This window comes from Caballeronia sp. LZ065, from assembly GCF_031450975.1.
Lineage (GTDB): Bacteria > Pseudomonadota > Gammaproteobacteria > Burkholderiales > Burkholderiaceae > Caballeronia.
Genome location: NZ_JARUXV010000004.1, coordinates 46,265 through 63,741, shown reverse-complemented (window position 1 = coordinate 63,741; position 17,477 = coordinate 46,265). Strand labels below are relative to the sequence as shown.

At 64.8% G+C, this 17,477-nt stretch carries 17 protein-coding genes; 11 read left to right on the top strand and 6 right to left on the bottom strand.

Going from position 1 to position 17,477, the window contains the following annotated elements; all coding sequences use genetic code 11:
* Positions 1 to 270 precede the first annotated feature (270 nt).
* From QCE63_RS27035 to QCE63_RS27015, 5 genes are all read right to left on the bottom strand, one after another.
* Complete coding sequence (locus tag QCE63_RS27035) at positions 271 to 1,026, bottom strand: hypothetical protein (protein WP_309837464.1); 756 nt, start codon at positions 1,024 to 1,026, stop codon at positions 271 to 273.
* Positions 1,023 to 1,934, bottom strand: a complete 912-nt coding sequence (locus tag QCE63_RS27030; RefSeq protein ID WP_309837463.1) for a substrate-binding domain-containing protein — start codon at positions 1,932 to 1,934, stop codon at positions 1,023 to 1,025. Before QCE63_RS27030 ends, QCE63_RS27035 begins: the two co-directional genes overlap by 4 nt.
* Positions 1,935 to 1,997: 63 nt before the next feature.
* A complete protein-coding gene (locus QCE63_RS27025) occupies positions 1,998 to 2,420 on the bottom strand; it encodes a c-type cytochrome (protein WP_309837462.1) in 423 nt (140 codons plus the stop codon).
* 96 nt (positions 2,421 to 2,516) lie between these two features.
* On the bottom strand, positions 2,517 to 4,325 hold the full coding sequence (locus QCE63_RS27020; RefSeq protein WP_309837461.1) for a methanol/ethanol family PQQ-dependent dehydrogenase: 1,809 nt from the start codon (positions 4,323 to 4,325) through the stop codon (positions 2,517 to 2,519).
* A gap of 68 nt (positions 4,326 to 4,393) precedes the next feature.
* Positions 4,394 to 4,555, bottom strand: a complete 162-nt coding sequence (locus QCE63_RS27015) for a hypothetical protein (RefSeq protein ID WP_309837460.1) — start codon at positions 4,553 to 4,555, stop codon at positions 4,394 to 4,396.
* Between the two features lie 179 nt (positions 4,556 to 4,734).
* Here QCE63_RS27015 and QCE63_RS27010 point away from each other — a divergent pair, with 179 nt between their 5' ends.
* The 11 genes from QCE63_RS27010 to QCE63_RS26960 all read left to right on the top strand — a co-directional run bounded on the left by QCE63_RS27010 (position 4,735) and on the right by QCE63_RS26960 (position 16,728).
* Positions 4,735 to 5,109, top strand: a complete 375-nt coding sequence (locus QCE63_RS27010; protein WP_309819260.1) for a 4a-hydroxytetrahydrobiopterin dehydratase — start codon at positions 4,735 to 4,737, stop codon at positions 5,107 to 5,109.
* A gap of 174 nt (positions 5,110 to 5,283) precedes the next feature.
* Entirely contained in the window at positions 5,284 to 5,736 is a 453-nt protein-coding gene (locus tag QCE63_RS27005) for a hypothetical protein (protein ID WP_309837458.1), read from the top strand.
* A 772-nt stretch (positions 5,737 to 6,508) separates the two neighbouring features.
* On the top strand, positions 6,509 to 7,552 hold the full coding sequence (locus QCE63_RS27000; RefSeq protein ID WP_309837457.1) for a beta-ribofuranosylaminobenzene 5'-phosphate synthase family protein: 1,044 nt from the start codon (positions 6,509 to 6,511) through the stop codon (positions 7,550 to 7,552).
* A gap of 74 nt (positions 7,553 to 7,626) precedes the next feature.
* Entirely contained in the window at positions 7,627 to 8,556 is a 930-nt protein-coding gene (locus QCE63_RS26995; RefSeq protein WP_309837456.1) for a methylenetetrahydromethanopterin dehydrogenase, read from the top strand.
* A complete protein-coding gene (locus tag QCE63_RS26990; protein WP_309837454.1) occupies positions 8,553 to 9,773 on the top strand; it encodes an ATP-grasp domain-containing protein in 1,221 nt (406 codons plus the stop codon). The genes QCE63_RS26995 and QCE63_RS26990 overlap by 4 nt, the downstream gene beginning before the upstream one ends.
* Positions 9,770 to 10,774, top strand: a complete 1,005-nt coding sequence (gene mch, locus QCE63_RS26985) for a methenyltetrahydromethanopterin cyclohydrolase (protein WP_309837453.1) — start codon at positions 9,770 to 9,772, stop codon at positions 10,772 to 10,774. Before QCE63_RS26990 ends, mch begins: the two co-directional genes overlap by 4 nt.
* Entirely contained in the window at positions 10,771 to 11,709 is a 939-nt protein-coding gene (locus QCE63_RS26980; RefSeq protein WP_309837451.1) for a RimK family alpha-L-glutamate ligase, read from the top strand. Before mch ends, QCE63_RS26980 begins: the two co-directional genes overlap by 4 nt.
* Complete coding sequence (locus QCE63_RS26975; protein ID WP_309837450.1) at positions 11,696 to 12,550, top strand: triphosphoribosyl-dephospho-CoA synthase; 855 nt, start codon at positions 11,696 to 11,698, stop codon at positions 12,548 to 12,550. The genes QCE63_RS26980 and QCE63_RS26975 overlap by 14 nt, the downstream gene beginning before the upstream one ends.
* Before the next feature lie 182 nt (positions 12,551 to 12,732).
* On the top strand, positions 12,733 to 13,242 hold the full coding sequence (gene fae, locus QCE63_RS26970; RefSeq protein WP_309837449.1) for a formaldehyde-activating enzyme: 510 nt from the start codon (positions 12,733 to 12,735) through the stop codon (positions 13,240 to 13,242).
* A 76-nt stretch (positions 13,243 to 13,318) separates the two neighbouring features.
* The gene (locus QCE63_RS26965; protein ID WP_309837447.1) at positions 13,319 to 13,720 is read left to right on the top strand and encodes a hypothetical protein; all 402 of its coding nucleotides are present in this window, start codon (positions 13,319 to 13,321) and stop codon (positions 13,718 to 13,720) included.
* A gap of 542 nt (positions 13,721 to 14,262) precedes the next feature.
* Positions 14,263 to 16,728 carry a phosphocholine-specific phospholipase C gene (locus QCE63_RS26960; protein WP_309837446.1) on the top strand — a complete coding sequence of 822 codons (2,466 nt, stop codon included), beginning with the start codon at positions 14,263 to 14,265 and terminating at the stop codon, positions 16,726 to 16,728.
* A 54-nt stretch (positions 16,729 to 16,782) separates the two neighbouring features.
* Here QCE63_RS26960 and QCE63_RS26955 read toward each other — a convergent pair whose 3' ends face one another.
* Positions 16,783 to 17,271, bottom strand: coding sequence for a dihydroneopterin aldolase (locus QCE63_RS26955; protein WP_309837445.1), 489 nt, complete (start codon positions 17,269 to 17,271; stop codon positions 16,783 to 16,785).
* Positions 17,272 to 17,477 lie beyond the last annotated feature (206 nt).

Sequence of the window (17,477 nt, the reverse complement as noted above, 5' to 3'; positions counted from 1 at the left end):
CGGCTGGTCATCGGCGAACTCCACGGCATGAAGGTAACAAGGACGCGGCGGTAACCGGCTTATTGCCGTTGCTTAGCGCACGCATCTTTTGCTGCGGGAAATTGGCATATTGCCGGCCGATGACAGCCGGTTTTATTCCCGCAGTTCGGGATCCGGGGAAGCCGGAGTGGGCGCAGGAAGGTCTGGAGAGGGGTGCCGCCACGCGGTAAGGTCGGACGCCAGGCGGACCGTGATCCGTCCGGCGTCCGTGCGAGACTTTCGCTCAGGCTTTCAATTGCTGGCGCGAGGCGCGTTGGACGGCTTGACCGGTCCCCCGCCCGGCGTGTTCATGTTCCTGAGCGAGCCTTGATAAGCGAGCGTTTCCTTCGCGAGCGGATGCTCGAAGTCGCCGCCGTCGCCGGGAATCTCCGTGCGGATCATCAGCAGATGTCCGGGCACGTCATCGGCCATCACGAAGGTGTAGCGCTTGGCGAGATACTTCTTGAAGCGGTCCGCGTTGGGGTCGTTCAGGTAGGGCTGGATGACGATCTGCTGTGCCTTCGCATGCTTGCCGAGCCCGAGCGACTCGCTCGACACGGGCGTGATGGCCGGACCCGCCGCCAGCGCCATCCGCACGCGCTGCTGGAAGTAACGCCGCTGCCCGCCCGTCAGCTGCTCCATCTCCGCGATGTCATGTTCCAGAAAGTAGATGATCATCGGATTGCAGGGCAGCCCGCCCGGCACGTTGACATTGCCCGTGCGGTCGGTCACGCGCGCGTCGTTGTGACTGTTGCCCGGACTCATCACGAGCACGCGCACCGTGTCTTTCACTTTCGCGGGCGCGCCCGAATACTCCACCGCGTAGTCCAGTTCCGTCTGCGGGTCGATGCCGCTCAGGTGCGGCTGCATGAAAAGCATGCGCTCCGCCGGCGCGATCTCCGCAACCGGCGCGGACGCGGCGGGCGCATCGGCCGCTTGCGCCGTGGTGATCGTCAGTGGCAGCAGCGCGGCGCACGCGAGAACAGTACCGCTCAGTGCCCGCTTCATTGCGTGGAGGCCGGTTGCAACGGCAGCAAGGGAACCTGATAGCTCGTCAGGATCTCGTCGATCTTCGGCTGATTCGATGCGATCCAGTTATCCACCTTGTCGCGCCACGCCTTTTCGCCATAGCGCACGCCCATCGATATCTCATAGTCGAAACGGATTGGCTGGCCGGCGGGAAACGCTACCAGCCGCACCTTGTTGTCCGAGCGGTTGACGAAATAACCTGCAATGGGCCCCCAGACGAAGGCCGCATCGACGTCGCCTTTGGCCAGGTCGCGTTCGATCAGCTCGCCCGGAAAGGCATCGGGATCGCCGCTTTGCCCCTGATACGACACAGCCTGGTTGAGCAGGTTATGCGTCAGGAGCCAGTCGGTCGCGGGGCTCTTCACGAAGATGCCGAGCTTCATCTTCTTCAACTGGTCCGGCGGCAGGTTCATGAGATCCGTCGGCGACTTGATGCTCGCGTATTCGGGCTTGTTCGGGAACACCATTGCATAGGTGGAATGCAGCCACGGCCGCGTGGTTGCCGTGAGTTCATAACCCTTCGGCACACCGATGATCAAATCGCACTTGAATCGCTCGCTCTGCGGCACCTTCTCGCGCAGCGTGTTGCGCACGAAGCCCATGCGCTGCGGCCAATAGGTGTATTCGAGCTTGTAGCCGAAGTCGCTTGCCATCTGGCTCGCGATCTTGTTCTCATAGCCCTCGCCCTTCTTGTTCGAGAGCGGCATGTTGTTGGGATCGGCGCACACGCGCAGCACGCCGTCCGCGCCGTCGTTGTCCGGCAGATTGGGCGGCGGCCCGCCCGCGCCTTGCGCGAACGCGGATTGCGCCGGGAACGTCGCGCACACCGCGCAGAGCACGGCGAGGAATCGAAACGAAGCGGCGCGGCTTGCATGACGATTGGACATCGAAGCACCTCCGGGTTGAAAGCAATCATCGGACGTCAGCCGCAGGGCGTGCGGCGCGCGTCCTTATTTTGCATCGATCGCCTGCAAGTCGCCGGGATTGATCTTGCCGTCGGAGCGTCCCTTCAGATACGCGTACAGGTTCTCCCAGTTCTTCTGCATCATCTGGCTGGTGCTGAAGTCCGGCATGCCCTTCTCCACGCGTCCGCCGAACACGGTGCGGTGGAATTCCGTCTTGTCCAGCGTCTTGAAAGCGTCGATCAACGAAGGGCCGACCATGCCTTCCTGTTTCGCCCCGTGACAGCGTTCGCATGCAAGTGCGCGCCAGGTCTTCCAGCCTTGCAGCGTATCGCTATCGACCTTGTTGCCCTCGACGACCTTGTACGCGACCGGCTTCACTTGCGCAGGCATCGGAGGAGGCGTCTGCGCGAAGGAAGCGGAAGACGCAGCGAGCGTCATCGCCAGCATCAAGAGTGATCGGCCATTCATACGTCTGACTCCTTGAACATGTCTTTGTAATGAGGGGAAGCGAGGCGCGGCGGCCGTTGCAACCGCCGCGCTCTTACTACGGTCAAAGAAAGCGCATCAGCTCGGGATGGCGAAGATGAACAGCGTGCCGCCGAGGGCCGTGTACTTCGCGAGGTCCTTGTAGCCGCCGACCGCGCCCAGGCCTTCCGTCGACTTCTCGAGACCCGCTGCCATGCCGATGCCGGCCCAGCCGCCAATGCCCGAATACACGCCGATGAACTGCTTGCCCTGGTACTGGTACGTGAAGACGTTGCCGATGATCCCGGACGGCGTCTTGAACTTCCACAGCTCCTTGCCGTCCTTGATGCGCACCGCCTTGATATAGCCTTCGAGCGTGCCGTAGAAGACGACGCCGCCGGCCGTGGCGAGCGCGCCGGACCACACCGAGAACTTCTCCGGCTTGGACCACACGATCTTGCCCTTGGCCGCGTCCCACGCGATGAAGTTGCCCATCGCGCCCTTCTCGTTCGGGCCCGGGAACATCGACAAGGTGGCGCCGACGAACGGCTGACCCGACACGTAGTCGACCTGGAACGGCTCGTAGTCCATGCAGACGTGATTCGTCGGCACGAGGAACAGGCTCGAACCCGGATCGAATGCGGCCGGCTGCTGATCCTTCGAGCCGAGCGCCGCGGGGCAGATGTTCTTCACGTTGTGATCGGGACCGGCCTTTTGCGTCGAGTAGCTTGCGTTGCGGATCGGCAGGCCGCTCTTCAAATCGACGCTGTCGGCCCAGTTGACCGCCGGGTCGTACTTCTGCGCGACGAGCAGTTCGCCCGTCTGACGGTTCAGCGTGTAGCCGAAGCCGTTGCGGTCGAAGTGGACGATGGCCGGCACCTTCTTGCCGCCCATGTTCAGGTCGGAGAGGATCATCTCGTTGACGCCGTCGTAGTCCCACTCGTCATGCGGCGTCATCTGATAGACCCACTTGGCCTGTCCCGTGTTGAGGTCGCGGGCGAAGATGGTCATCGACCACTTGTTGTCGCCGGGACGCTGCGTCGGGTTCCACGTGCCCGGATTGCCCGAGCCGTAGTAGATCAGGTTCTGCTTCGGATCCCACGCATACCAGCCCCATGTGGTCCCGCCGCCGTACTTCCACTGATCGCCCTGCCAGCTCTTGAGCGAGGAGTCCGCGCCCACCGGCACCATCTTGCCGTCGGTCCAGGTCATGGTGGACTGCGGGTCCATCAGCATCTCGTTGTCGGGGCCGACGCTGTAGGCCTTCCAGACTTCCTTGCCGTCCTTGATGTTGTACGCGACGAGCCGTCCGCGCACGCCGAATTCACCGCCGGAGATGCCGGTCAGCACCTTGTCGCCGAAGACGTGCGGCGCGTTGGTATTGGTCTCGCCCTTCTTCGGATCGCCGTTCTGCGCGGTCCAGACGACGTCGCCGGTCTTGGCGTCGAGCGCGACGAGTTTGGTGTCGGCTTGCTGGAGGAAGATCTTGCCGTCGCCATAGGCCAGGCCACGGTTGACCGTATCGCAGCACATCACCGAGATGACCTGATTGTCCTGCTTCGGCTGGTATTGCCAGATGAAGGTCTGATCCTTCAGGTTGATGGCAATGACCTTGTTGGGGAACGGCGAGTGGATGTACATCGTATCGCCGATGACGAGCGGCGATCCTTCGTGGCCGCGCAGCACACCGGTCGACATGGTCCAGGCGACCTGTAGCTTGCCGACGTTGTTTTCGTTGATCTGCTTGAGCGTGCTATAGCGGTGATTCGAATAATCGCCCGCTTGCGCTGCCCAGTTCGAGGGATTCTTGATCAGGCTGTCCAGTTGCGAGTCGGCCTGAGCGACATAGGAATTCAGGCCTGCCGTCGCGACCACCGCCAGTCCAAGAACCAGGGTGCGTAAGTTCATGTCTCCTCCAGAATGGTGATGCTTCCGACCCAGGATGAACACGCTACCGGGTTGCATCGTGCGCGCCTTCAAATGCAGGTAACGAGTTGCGCCTCGTCCGGTTCATTGCCGGACGTTTGCGTAGAGAGGCGAATTGCATATTCCATGCCGGTTTTAAACGAGCGCCTGAAATCGGGAATCTGACGCACCTTGCTGTCGCGTGCGGTGAGATTGATGTCGGATGGCGACACATACTGTGTCAAATACGCGAAACATCAGGCGTGACGGGACAAGGCGGAGGCGCGCGTGACATGACGCTGCGCAGCAAGCGTGCATCGAGCCCGCTTCGAGGGTTTTCTATAGGATGAGATGGGGCGCGCCACACGCGGCGCATACTTGACCGGCATGTTCATCTCATGGAGGCCTCGCGATGGCTCAAAGCGAAAAGGTGTATTCCGACGAGGAAGTGAAGCAACGGCTCACGGGTCCGCTTGCACACTGGTATCTGGAAGACGGCTGGTTGCGGCGCAAATACAAGACCGAGGGCTGGAAAGGAACGCTGATGGTGGTCAATACGGTGGGTCATCTTGCGGAAGCCGCCTGGCATCATCCCGATCTGACCGTGTCCTATGCGTTCGTTATCGTGAAGCTGAAGACGCATTCGGCGAAGGGCATCACGGACAAGGACCTGACGCTCGCCGCGAAGATCGAGGACGTCGTTCACTGGCAACCCGGCAAGGAAGACGGCCCGCTCGACGGCACGCCTTCGGACGACCAGCGGTTCCGTTACATCAAGTACGACTAGGCGCGAACGCGCAGCATCACCCTCAACGGCTCCGGCCACATTAAGCGCATATCACCTTCCACTCCTGTCGCACCGCTGGAGTTGCTCTCCGGCATCGCCTGGCGCCTCCGCGCCCGGCGATGCATGGACGAGGCCGCGTCGGCGGCCGTTCGCCGTTCAATCCAGGAGAAACGCGTGAGCACATCAATTCCTCGTGTCACGGGACATGAACCCTACTGGGGCAATCTCGCGCTCGATGAGGACACCATCAACATGATCAACAAAAGTCCCACGCTCCAGCGCGATATTGCAGACTACGAAGCCGCGGTGAGCAGCGGCGCCGCCGAACCCATGCATTCCTGTCCGATCGCTCAATACGAGAGCGGCAAGAACGGCGGCACTACGCTCTTCGACCCCCTCACGGCCTATCCGACCCAGGTGATCGTCGGCACTCTCGCTCATGGGCTGGGCCACTTCGAAAACCGCGAGGCCGACCGCGCATTCAGCCGCTCCCACTCGGTCAACGATCATGATCCCAATGCCTTCGCGATGGCCGCCATGCGTTTCGACCACGTCGAAGGCGAAGCCATCTTCGAAAACGGGAGGGTAGCAACGAGCTCAAGGCCGCGAAAGATGCCCCTCCACTAGCCCGGTTGTCCGAGCCCCTGGCCGTGATTCCGGATTCCCACACGCCGAGGGACACTGGCCTTCAGAAAGCACTCGACGACCAGCACGCGGCCGACGTTGCCGGCCACCTGACGGATGAGCAAGACAGGCGATTGATGATCGCGGCCGCGATGGGTCCGGTCGCCACCGTGCCAAGCATGGGCCGCGACGACAGGGCATTCGAAAACTGCGCAAGCGAGGACGGACCTAAAAACCCGAAACCGGACCCTTGACGAAATTTTCCCCGCAGTTCGACAAGAACGGAGAGATTCAATCGATGTCCGAAACCTGAGCGTCGGGGCGTACCGTCACACAAGCGTTTGAGCACGGCAAGCCGGCATCATTCTCGATCGTGGACAAGGACGGGAGCGCGGTCTCGAACACCCGTTATCAATATGGAGCCACGGATGCCGCCGGAAAGCGCATGGAACATGGCGACTACGCCGCCGACGGGTCCGCACAAGTCAGCCACACAGGCTCCGACGGGACTGCCACGTCAACGAACTATCCGCTGGTCACAAACCAATTCGGAGGCTGAAACCGCAGCGTCTCTGTCCATTCCTGCACGCGATACAACCGCCGTCGCGATAGGGAGCGACGGCGCCCCGGGTGCCGGCCTGGAGCAATAAGGGCCATCCGGAACGGCATTGAAGGATGCGCACGCCACGCATCTGCATCTTCGCCAACGCGGCTCTCTCATTCTGGTACAGCACTTGCATGTTCGCGGTTCCCCTGGCCACCACCACAGACCGTGATGCCCACTTCTCCCGGACGGTTATCCCCTCCCTCGGCGATCACGGTCGAATCCCCCGCGCGCCTGCATCTCGGCTTCATCGATCCGAACGCTTCGCTCGGACGAGCCTTCGGCAGCGTGGGCCTGGCCATCGACGCACACAGCACCTGTCTCACCGTGCGGCACGCTTCCGCAGCGGCGCATCATGGACGGATCGATGGCCGCATCGACGGCGCGGCGAGCGACGCGCAGCGCGAGCGCATAAAGCAGCATCTCGCGGCGCTGCACGCCGCCTTCGGCGCGGGTCCGGCGCTCGACATCGAACTGCATGACACGCCGCGCGCCCATACCGGCCTGGGCTCCGGCACACAGCTGGCGCTCGCGCTGGGCACGGCGTTCGCCCGCGTGCGCGGCCTCGATGCAAGCTCCGCCGACATCGCCCGGGTGCTCTCGCGCGGCCTGCGGTCGGGTATCGGCATTCATGGTTTCGATCATGGCGGTCTGATCGTCGATGGCGGCCGCGCTGCCGGTACGCTCCTGCCGCCGCTGATCGCGCGTCAGGACTTTCCCGAAGCCTGGCGCGTGCTGCTCATCGACGACACCTCGCGTGAAGGACTCCACGGCGATGACGAAAAGCGCGGTCTCGCGTCGCTCGCACCGTTCCCCGCGCACCTCGCCGCGCATCTGAGCCATCTCGTGCTGATGCGGATCCTGCCCGCCGTCGCCGAGCGCGATTTCGCGCCGTTCGCGGACGCGCTGTGCGACCTGCAGCAGACCATCGGCGAATACTTCGCGCCGGTGCAGGGCGGCGTCTTCGCGAGCCCGGCTGTCGCGCGTGCAATCGAGGCCGTCGCGGCCGACCAGAAAGCCGGCATCGGTCAGACCTCGTGGGGACCGGTGGGCTTCGCATTTGTCGCGAGCGCGCAGGACGCGGAGCGCGCGCTTGCCGCTGCCCGGCGCGCTGCGCCGGGCGCGGCGCTGAACTACACCATTGCCGCCGCGCGCAATCGCGGCGCGACGTGGCGCGCGGCGGCGCCGGGCCGGCGCGGCGCGGACGCGGCCTGAAGGACGCATCGACACAGCGACCGGTTCAATCGATTTCACGCGATTCCAAGCGACACCCACACGAGTCCATCGCCATGCCCGAAGCCACCGAACGACCTTACGTCCTCCACATGTTCACGAGCACGCCGCAAATGAGCCCGTTCGACGTGAACATGGCCGCCGACGCCGGCTATCAGATCCTCGTGCCGTACTGCAACGTGGACGAAGGCAGCGTCGTGCAGCTCACGCAGGACGCGATCTTTTCGCGCGGTCCGAAAGGCGTGTCGCGCACCGGCATCTTCATTGGCGGACGCGACGTGATGCTGGCCGCCGACATGCTCGAGAAGGCCCGCCACGCGATGGTGCCGCCCTTCGAGGTCTCGGTCTTCGCGGACCCGAGCGGCGCCTACACGACCGCCGCCGCGCTGGTCGCGCTCGCGGAGAAGCATTTGAAGGCCGCGCATGCCGTCGATCTCGGCGGCAAGCGCGTGCTCATTCTCGGCGGCACCGGCGCGGTGGGACGCGTGGCGGCGGCGATGGCGGCCTCGCTCGGCGCCGATGTCGTCGTCGCGAGCCATTCGAGCCAGTCACGCGCCACGCAGGTCAGCGACGAGATCAACCGGCGCTTCGATATCGCCACGACGGGCGTCGCGACCGGTTCGCCGGATCAGTTGCACCGCGAACTGGCGCGCGCGGAAGTGGTCTTCGCCACGGCCGTCGCGGGCGTGCAGGTGATGACCGCCGCCGACCTCGCACACGCGAAGAACCTGCTGATCGCCGCCGACGTCAACGCGGTGCCGCCCGAAGGCATCGCGGGCGTCAACGTCATGGACGACGGCAAGCCGCTCGCAGGCGCGGCGCGTTCGGACGCGGTGGGCATCGGCGCGCTGGCGATCGGCAACGTCAAGTATCAGGCCGAGCACCGGCTCTTCCTGCGCATGCGCACTGGCGGCAAGCCCGTCTATCTCGGCTTTCCCGAAGCGTTCGACGAAGCCCGCGCGATCGTCGGCGGACAGGGTTCATGATGCCGCACGACAGCTCCCGCGCCCCGCGCGTGGCCGTGGCCGGCCTGTCGGCGCGGCTGCTTGCGCAATCGGCCGCGCGGGCGGGGCTCAGCGTCGTCGCGCTCGACATCTTCGGCGACCGCGATACGCGCGAACATGCGGGCCTGTGGTTCGACATCGGCAAGCCGGACGGCAACGGCCTGTCGATCGACCGTGCGCGGCTCTACGATGCCCTCGAACACGCCGCGCGCCTGCCGCGCATGCTGGGGCTCATCGTGACGAGCGGGCTGGAGCCGCTCGCCAACGAGCTGAGCCGCGCGCCGGGCGTGCCGCGTTTCATCGGCAACGGGGCGCAGGCGCTGGCGGTGCGCGACCCGCGGCGGTTCTTCGCGCTGCTCGACGACGCCGGCATCCCGCATCCCGACGTCCGGTTCGCGCCGCCGGCCGCGCCTGATGGACCTGACGGACCTGACGGACCTGAAAGCTGGCTCGTCAAGCGGCCGGACGGCTGCGGCGGCACACATGTCGAATGGGCCGGCGACGTCGATCGCACCGTGCCGCGCGCTTACTTCCAGCGGCTTGCGCAGGGCCGCCCGATGTCCGCGCTGTTCGTCGCCGCGCATCGCGAAGCTGTGGTAATTGGCTTCGCCGAGCAGCTGACCGTGGCGGCGGGACGGCTGCCCTTTGTGCATGCGGGTTCGCTCGGACCGGCGCTACTGCCCGCCGATACGGCGGCGCGCGTCAGCGCGGCGATCGAGGCGATCGTCTGGAAAACGGACCTTACGGGGCTGAACAGCATCGATTTCCTGCTCGACGGCGACGACTTCAGCGTGCTCGAGATCAACGCGCGGCCGTCTTCGACGATGGCGCTCTACGAAACCGTCTGGCCCGATGTCTGGCCGCGCGGCCTGGTCGGCGCACATCTGGATGCCTGCCTGCACGGCGCGTTGCCGCCCGTCGCGCACGGCTGTGCGGCGGCGACGCCGCCACCGTCGCTGTTCGCCGGGCAACGCGTGGTGTTCGCGCCTGAAGCCTTCACGGTGTCGCGCGACTTCAGCGACGCCTGCTTCGCCGACCCCGCCTGCCACGACGTGCCGCTGCCCGCCGCGCGCATCGATGCGGGCATGCCGGTGTGCACGATGACCTTCACCGCGCCCGCGTTCGCCGCGCTGCGCGACGCGATGGAGCGCGAACACGCGCGCCTTCTGCAACGTATCGACACCCTCTCCCGTTCATGAGCTCATCCTCTTTCACGCCTCCCGCACTGAGCGTCAATGCATCGAGCGAGCGGCTCGTCGCGCAGCTCGTCGATGACGCCGCGCGCCTCGGCGTCCACGTCGCGCGCACGGACGGCGGCACGGTCATCGTCGATGCGGGCGTCGCCGCGCCGGGCAGCGCGGAAGCGGGCCTGCTGATCGCGCGCATCTGCATGGGCGGCCTCGGGCAGGTCGCGCGCCGCGCCGCGTTCGACGGCGCGCCGCTCTGGCCGGCCTTCATCGAAGTGCATACAAGCCAGCCGGTGCTCGCCTGCCTCGCGAGCCAGTACGCGGGCTGGAGCCTGTCCGCGACCAAGGAGCAGACCGGCGGCAAGAAGTTTTTTTCGCTGGGCTCGGGTCCGGCGCGCGCGCTGGCCGGCAAGGAAGCGCTGTTCGACGAGCTCGGCTATCGCGACCGGCACACGCGCGGCGCGCTGGTGATGGAAGTGGACCGCGTGCCGCCGCAGGTCGTCATCGACAAGGTGCTGGGCGACTGCGGGCTCTCCCCCGAGGCGCTGGTGATCGCCGTGACGCCGACACAGTCCATCGCGGGCACGGTGCAGGTCGTCGCGCGGGTCGTGGAAGTTGCGCTGCACAAGACGCACGTGCTGGGCGTGGATCTCGGCGAGATCGTGGAAGGCAGCGGCAGCGCGCCGCTGCCGCTGCCCGCGCCCGACGGCATCCAGGCGATGGGCCGCACCAACGACGCCATCCTGTACGGCGGCCGCGTGCATCTGACCGTGAAGCGCGATGCGGCGGCGAAGCGGCTGGCCGCCGAATTGCCGTCGTCGAACGCGCGCGATTACGGGCGGCCGTTCGCGGATATCTTCACGGCCTTCAACTACGACTTCTATCAGATCGACGCTGCGCTGTTCGCTCCCGCCGAAGTGTGGGTGTCGAGCCTCGAAAGCGGCAAGACCTGGCACGGCGGCAAGGTGGACAAGGCGCTGCTCGACGCTCAATGGCTCGGAGACGCGGCATGAATCCGGTAACGCCGCGCGTGGCCATCATGACCGACGAAACCGGCTGGCACACGGGCCGGCTCAAGAAAGCGTTCCGCGCGCGCGGCGTGGAGGCGCGCTGCGTGGATCTGGCCGAGTGCCGCATCGACACGACCTGGACGCCGCACGGCCTGGCGATTCCCGGCTTCGGCCGCACGCTGCCCGATGCGGTGTTCGTGCGCGGCATCGCGGGCGGCACGTTCGAGCAGGTGACCCTGCGGCTCGGCATTCTGCATGCGCTGCGGGAGAGCGGCGTGCCGGTCTATAACGACGCGCGCGCGATCGAACGCAGCGTCGACAAGTCCATGACGAGCTTCCTGCTGCATCGCTATGGCGTGCCGACGCCCGCAACGTGGGCCGGCGAATCGGCCGCGCACGCGCAGCGCGTGCTGATGCGCGAAACGGCGGCGGGCCGGCAGGTGGTCATGAAGCCGCTGTTCGGTTCGCAGGGCAAAGGACTGAAGAAGCCCGGCGTGCGGCTGCCGTCGCTCAGGCCGTTCAGTCAGGTGGCCTATCTGCAGCGCTTTGTCGAGGCGGGCGAGCCGGGCTTCGACTGGCGCGTGCTGGTGATCGGCAAGCAGGCCGTCGCGGCGATGAAGCGCATCGGCGGCGCGGGATGGATTCACAACTTCGCACGCGGGGCGCACTGCGAGCCCGCCGAACTGACGCCGCCGCTTGCGCAGATCGCCGTGCGCGCCACCCAGGCGCTCGGTCTGGATTACGCGGGCGTCGATCTGATGCCGTCGCGGGACGGGCGCCCGGTCGTGCTCGAAGTCAACGGCGTGGCGGCATGGCGCGGCTTGCAGAGCGTGACGCCGGTGGATATCGCCGCGCTGCTTGTCGACGATCTCCTCGCGCGCAAGCTGCCCGAGTCGCGCGGCGCACTCCTGCTCGCCAGCGGCGATGGACCGCGTTGAGCCGCCGCGCGCCGCGTTCCTGCGCGCGTGCGAGCTCGATGTCGAGACGCGCAAGCCCGGCAATGTGAGCGTCGTCAGCGCCGGGCACGGCATGACCGCGACGCAGTTCATCGCGAGCGCGCGGGCCGCTGCGGCGGGGCTATTCATCGCACGCGCGTCCGTGGGCGAGCGCATTCTCGAAGCCGTGCAACGCAGCGTCGACAGCGTCGGCTGCAACACCAATCTCGGCATCGTGCTGCTGGCGGCGCCGCTTTGCGCGGCGCTCGAGCTTCTGCCGCAGGACGAACCCGTGACTGCCGCGCGCTGGCACGAAGCCACCGGACGCGTACTCGACGCGCTGGACATCGACGATGCGCGCCTCGCCTATCGGGCCATCGCGCTCGCGAATCCGGGCGGACTCGGTGAAGCGTCCGAACAATCGGTACACGCACCGCCGACCGTCACGCTGCGCGCGGCAATGGCGCTCGCCGCCGATCGCGACAGCATCGCGCGTCAATATGCGGAAGGCTTCGCGGATGTCTTCGACGCCAGCGCCGATGCGGCAAGAGAAATGACACTGGACCCACAGCAACGCGCGATGCTCGATGCCTTCCTGATGTTTCTCTCGCGCTGGCCCGATTCGCACATTGTGCGCAAGCAAGGCGCGCCGCTGGCGCAAAGTGTCACGCGCGATGCCGCTTTGCAGCGCGCCCGCTGGCGCGAGGCGGGATGCCCCGCGTTATCCGCCGCACTCGATCTCTGGGATGCCGAACTGAAGTCGCGCGGCATCAATCCGGGCACGAGCGCGGACCTCGCGGTGGCGACGCTGTTCGTCACGCTGACGATCCAGTCCGCGTCGTGAGTCCGCACGCCAGCACACGCTGCGCCGGACAAAAATTGGCACGGAACCTGTTAGGAGACTCCCGGTTGTGCGGTCGCGTCGAAAGTCCGGTCGAACCGCGAGCCTCGGACGGCCAGGAGAACGCCGTCGCGAGTCGAGTGCATGTCGCTAGTCCCAAGAACCACACTCACTGGAGGAACAGCATGGCCAAGATCAACCGCGTCCTGGTTGGAGAGTCGCTCGTCGGCGATGGCAACGAGGTCGCACACATCGACTTGATCATCGGACCGCGAGGTTCCGCTGCCGAGACCGCGTTCTGCAACGCGCTCACGAACAACAAGGATGGCTTCACGTCGCTGCTCGCCGTGGTCGCCCCGAATCTGCTGACCAAGCCGAACACGATTCTCTTCAACAAGGTGACGATCAAGGGTGCGAAGCAGGCCGTGCAGATGTTCGGCCCGGCGCAGCGCGCGGTGGCCATGGCGGTCGCCGACAGCGTGGAAAGCGGCGTGATTCCCGCCGACGAAGCCGACGACGTGTTCATCTGCGTCGGCGTCTTCATCCACTGGGAAGCCGACAACGACCAGAAGATCCACGACTTCAACTATCAGGCGACCAAGGAAGCGCTTGCGCGTGCGGTGGCGGGCGAGCCGTCGGCGAAGGAGGTAGTATCGAAGAAGGGAACGATGTCGCATCCGTTCTCGCCGAGCTGACTGGCGCCGGGCCGGCATGGGTTTCATGACGCGTGCCGGCCCCTTTGTCTTTCAGAATCATTACGAGGTTTATCGCATGACATCACGTTGCCGCGCGCTGACAGTGCTCGTCTGTCTTTCGCTGAGTTCGACGCTTTCGTTCGCCGCGACGGACACCGGGCGCGCCGCGCCCGCCAAAACTCACGACTACCCGACAGAAGGGCGCGTGGAATATGTGCTCGGCTGTATGGACGATAACGGACACGATTTCGCCAACGTCTACAAATGCTCTTGCGCAATCGACAAGATCGCGCAGACGCTCACTTATGACGACTTCGTCGAGCAGTCGACTTTTTCGAAGTACGCGACGCTCGGGGGGGAAGGCGGGGCGGAGTTCAGGGTCGATCGCGCGAAGGCGCAGACCAGGAAATTTCGCGATCTTCAGAGGGATGCGTTCAAGGCATGCGGGATTCAGCAGAAGTCGGCATCCGCCAGATGATCCGCGGCCGGTTGCTTGCCTGGCGCCTTGCTTGACCGGCAAGCAACCCGCTGGCGGAGCCTTGGCTTTCGATACAGGTTTGCGACGGGACTTTGCGAACTGACGCATACGTTGAGAAAACAATTCTTTGCATCGCTCGCCACGACGTGCGTTTTATACTGGCCCCATTCCAACACTGCAAGCACTGGAACCGGCGAGCCATGCCACGAAACATACAGCACCCCCAACGATCCGCCACATCGGCCCCCGATATCGTCGCGCAACGTTCGCCTGATAAAAACCGCACGACACGGCGCCTCGTCTCACTGTCATGCGCGATCGCACTCATGTCGAGCATGCTCCTGAGTGCATGCGGAGGCGACGACGGTTCAACCTTCGGCGCGTCACAAGCGCAGAGCGCTGCGCACCCGCAAACGCAGGTCTCGTCTTACTCCGCCGCCCAGGCTCCCGCCTGGCATTGCTCGACGCCTTGCTAAGCATTTGACCGCTACGTCGTGCCGCTAGCGCCGCAAGCGCATGCCTCCCTAACGCGAAACAACTCAATGCTGAAAAAAAGTTCATCTCGTCGCCAGTTTCTGGGCGACACGCTCAAACTCGCGGGTGCGTCGGCCGCTGCGGGCCTTTTGCCCGCAAGCATCCTGCGGGCGCAATCGATTCCGGCTGCCAGCGGCACAGGCACGATCCAGGACGTCAAGCACATCGTTATCCTGATGCAGGAAAACCGCTCGTTCGACCACTACCTCGGCAATGTCCCGGCCGTGCGAGGCTTCGGCGATCCCCGTCCGGCGGTTCTGCAATCGACCGGCTATCCGGTGTGGTATCAGCCCGGCGGTTCTGGCTACGTCCTGCCGTTCCGGCCCGCGCCGTCTTCCAGCGGGACGAACGGCGACACCTATTTCGCGGGACTCGACCACGGCTGGGCGGGCGGTCACTCCGCCTGGAACGGCGGTCAGTACAACAACTGGGTTTCAGCCAAGACGCGCCAGACCATGGCGTACTTTACGAACAGAGACATTCCGTATTACTACGCGCTCGCGAACGCCTTCACCGTGTGCGACGCGTACCACTGCTCGCTGCTCGGCCCGACCAACCCGAACCGGCTTTACATGTTCACGGGATGCTGCGGCAATATTCCCGGGTACTCGGTCCACATCGACAACAACACCTATGGCGCGCACTGGACCACGCTTCCGGAACGGCTGAACGCGGCGGGTATCACGTGGAAGTTCTATCAGGACAAGGGACAGGGTCTCAGTTACGCGGCAGGATTCGGTGAAAGAACGGCGAACGGGTCGGGTGGACTGTCGTGGAACGGAAACTATGGCGACAACACGCTGCTCAACTTCAGCCAGTACCAGAATCTTCAGGCTACCTCCCCCCTCGCCCCGGCGCTAAACGGCACGCAAATCGATCCACAGGGCATCGGCAAGCCCTACGACATGGGCCTGTTCGCGCAGCTCATCGCCGATGTGGCCAACAACACGCTGCCCCAAGTGTCGTGGATCGCCGCGCCTGTCGCGTATTGCGAACATCCGTCGTGGGCCACGAGCGGCGGCGAATGGTACGTGAGCAATGTGCTGAACGCGCTTACGTCGAATCCCGATGTGTGGGCCAGAACGGTTCTCTTCATCACCTATGACGAGAACGACGGATATTTCGATCACGTGCCGCCACCCGTGCCGCCTGCATCGGGCGCGGGCAAGTCGAACGTCAGCACGGCCACGGAGTTCAGAGACAGCAGTTCGGGCAGTATGTCCGACGGCTCCGGCGCCAACGACCAACAAATCGGACTCGGTGTACGCGTGCCGATGCTCGCGATCTCCCCGTGGTCCAAGGGCGGCAAGGTCAACTCCCAGGTGTTCGACCACACCTCGATCATCCGCTTCATCGAAGCGCGCTTCGCCAACTCAGCGACGCCGCTGTCCGAGCCGAATATCTCGGCATGGCGGCGCGCGGTGTGCGGCGACCTGACCACGGCGTTCGATTTCTCCCACCCGGATCAGCGCAGCGCGTCGCTTGGCACCGCGAGCAGCAACATGGATCCCAGCGGCTCGACCGTGTCGGCGGCGCCGCCGAGTTCGCAAGCGCTGCCCGCGCTCTCGGCCGGACGCCGTGTCGCCTCACGGCTGCCCTACGAATTCTTCGCCGAGGCGAAGGTCGACCCGATCGGCAAAACGGTCAACCTGAGCTTCACCAACACAGGCAGCGCGGGCGTCAGCCTGCAACTCCGTCGCTGCCTCATTGGCGGCAGCGACGCACCACGACACTACACGATCGCCCAGGATTCGACCCAGCGCGCACAGGTGAAGGACGCGTCTCCGTTCAATTCCGACAACGCCTACGATCTGGCGGTCTACGGGCCAAACGGCTACCTGCACGAACTGCGAGGCAATGGCCTGTCGGCGACGGCGGCCGAGGTGCGTATCGCGTACGACGTGAACAACGGCAATATCCGCATCACGATCGACAATACGAGTGGAATGCAGGCAGGCGTCTTCATGTTGAGCGACACCGCCTATCGAAAGAACCCTGACGCGAAGGTGAGCGTCGGGGCTGGCGCGAATCAGGATATCGTGTGGTACGGCGATATCGGATGGTACGACGTGAGCATCCGGCTCGTCAGCGATGTGGCCTACTTCCGGCGCTTCGCGGGTTGCGTGCAGCCGCTCTCGACCGTTCCGATGACCGATTCCGCCATCGGCAACACCGCGCAGTTCGTGCCAAACTTTTCGGTGACGGGCACGAACTCGGCCACGCTGCGCTTCGACTACGTGGCGCCGCCCTGGCTTCACAGCCCGACGAACTGGATCGGCGTGTACAAAAAAGGCGGCATACCGAGCAGTTCGAATGGATCGCTCGCATGGGTGCGCACACCGAAGTCCTCCGGGTCCGTGATGCTCGCGAGCCGCAGCGGAAACAAGACGCTGGCCTCGGGCAACTATGACTTGTACTTTCTGTTCAACGACGGCTACACGGTTCTAAGCGGGCCCATTCCGTTGACGATCTGAACGAAGCAAACGAGCAGCCGGATGCGAAATCCGGCTGCTTCGAAGCGTCCGCCCTCACTCACGCACATACCCTCGCCCTATCCACGCAAGACTTACCGGCCCGGCCGGCCGCGCCTCAGCCACCCGCCGCCGCTCGATCGCCACGCCCACGGCTTCGACATCGTCGAACTTCGCCGGTTTGGCCAGCGAGATGCGCACCCAGTGCGCGCCGAAATCCCGAATGACCATCTGCGCGATGCGTTCCGCCAGCGCTTCCAGCAACTGCACGCCATGCGAAGCGAGCAGTCCGTGGATCGCCTCGCGCACCGCCGCGTAGTTCACCGTATCCTCGATCCGATCCGTCTGGCAGGCCCGTACGCAAGGCACGCCGATGGCGAGATTCATGCGCACCGTCTGCGGCTCATGCAGCTCGCTCGAATCGATGCCGATCACCGTCTGCCCCGTCAATCCTTCGATGTAGACAATGTCCATTACGTCGCGCGCCTCGCCCGCAGTGTGCGGCGCCACGAAATTCGCTTCGCTGACCGGTTCGCTTCGTCCCATGGAGTCCTCGCCGCGTATGCGCTTTTTTCGCGTCCTTCCAGCGCCCACCGCCAGAAGCATAGGTAAGCTGCAAGCAAAAAGCGGGCGCGTTTATCCCCTTCGATGCGACTACTTATTGAATCCATACGTCATCGGAGGTAAAGTTTTTGCGAACCGGGCCGGACGGCTTGCCAAATAGCGGCAAAACAGCGGCAAAACAGCGGCCG

Bases quoted from the DNA above. Each gene is read 5' to 3' on its own strand.
- QCE63_RS27010 (WP_309819260.1), top strand. From the start codon at position 4,735: ATGGCTCAAAGCGAAAAGGTGTATTCCGACGAGGAAGTGAAGCAACGG.
- QCE63_RS26995 (WP_309837456.1), top strand. From the start codon at position 7,627: ATGCCCGAAGCCACCGAACGACCTTACGTCCTCCACATGTTCACGAGC.
- QCE63_RS26990 (WP_309837454.1), top strand. From the start codon at position 8,553: ATGATGCCGCACGACAGCTCCCGCGCCCCGCGCGTGGCCGTGGCCGGC.
- QCE63_RS26955 (WP_309837445.1), bottom strand. From the start codon at position 17,271: ATGGGACGAAGCGAACCGGTCAGCGAAGCGAATTTCGTGGCGCCGCAC.
- QCE63_RS26975 (WP_309837450.1), top strand. From the start codon at position 11,696: ATGGACCGCGTTGAGCCGCCGCGCGCCGCGTTCCTGCGCGCGTGCGAG.
- QCE63_RS27020 (WP_309837461.1), bottom strand. From the start codon at position 4,325: ATGAACTTACGCACCCTGGTTCTTGGACTGGCGGTGGTCGCGACGGCA.
- QCE63_RS27025 (WP_309837462.1), bottom strand. From the start codon at position 2,420: ATGAATGGCCGATCACTCTTGATGCTGGCGATGACGCTCGCTGCGTCT.
- QCE63_RS26960 (WP_309837446.1), top strand. From the start codon at position 14,263: ATGCTGAAAAAAAGTTCATCTCGTCGCCAGTTTCTGGGCGACACGCTC.
- fae (WP_309837449.1), top strand. From the start codon at position 12,733: ATGGCCAAGATCAACCGCGTCCTGGTTGGAGAGTCGCTCGTCGGCGAT.
- QCE63_RS27000 (WP_309837457.1), top strand. From the start codon at position 6,509: ATGCCCACTTCTCCCGGACGGTTATCCCCTCCCTCGGCGATCACGGTC.
- QCE63_RS26980 (WP_309837451.1), top strand. From the start codon at position 10,771: ATGAATCCGGTAACGCCGCGCGTGGCCATCATGACCGACGAAACCGGC.
- mch (WP_309837453.1), top strand. From the start codon at position 9,770: ATGAGCTCATCCTCTTTCACGCCTCCCGCACTGAGCGTCAATGCATCG.
- QCE63_RS26965 (WP_309837447.1), top strand. From the start codon at position 13,319: ATGACATCACGTTGCCGCGCGCTGACAGTGCTCGTCTGTCTTTCGCTG.
- QCE63_RS27030 (WP_309837463.1), bottom strand. From the start codon at position 1,934: ATGTCCAATCGTCATGCAAGCCGCGCCGCTTCGTTTCGATTCCTCGCC.
- QCE63_RS27035 (WP_309837464.1), bottom strand. From the start codon at position 1,026: ATGAAGCGGGCACTGAGCGGTACTGTTCTCGCGTGCGCCGCGCTGCTG.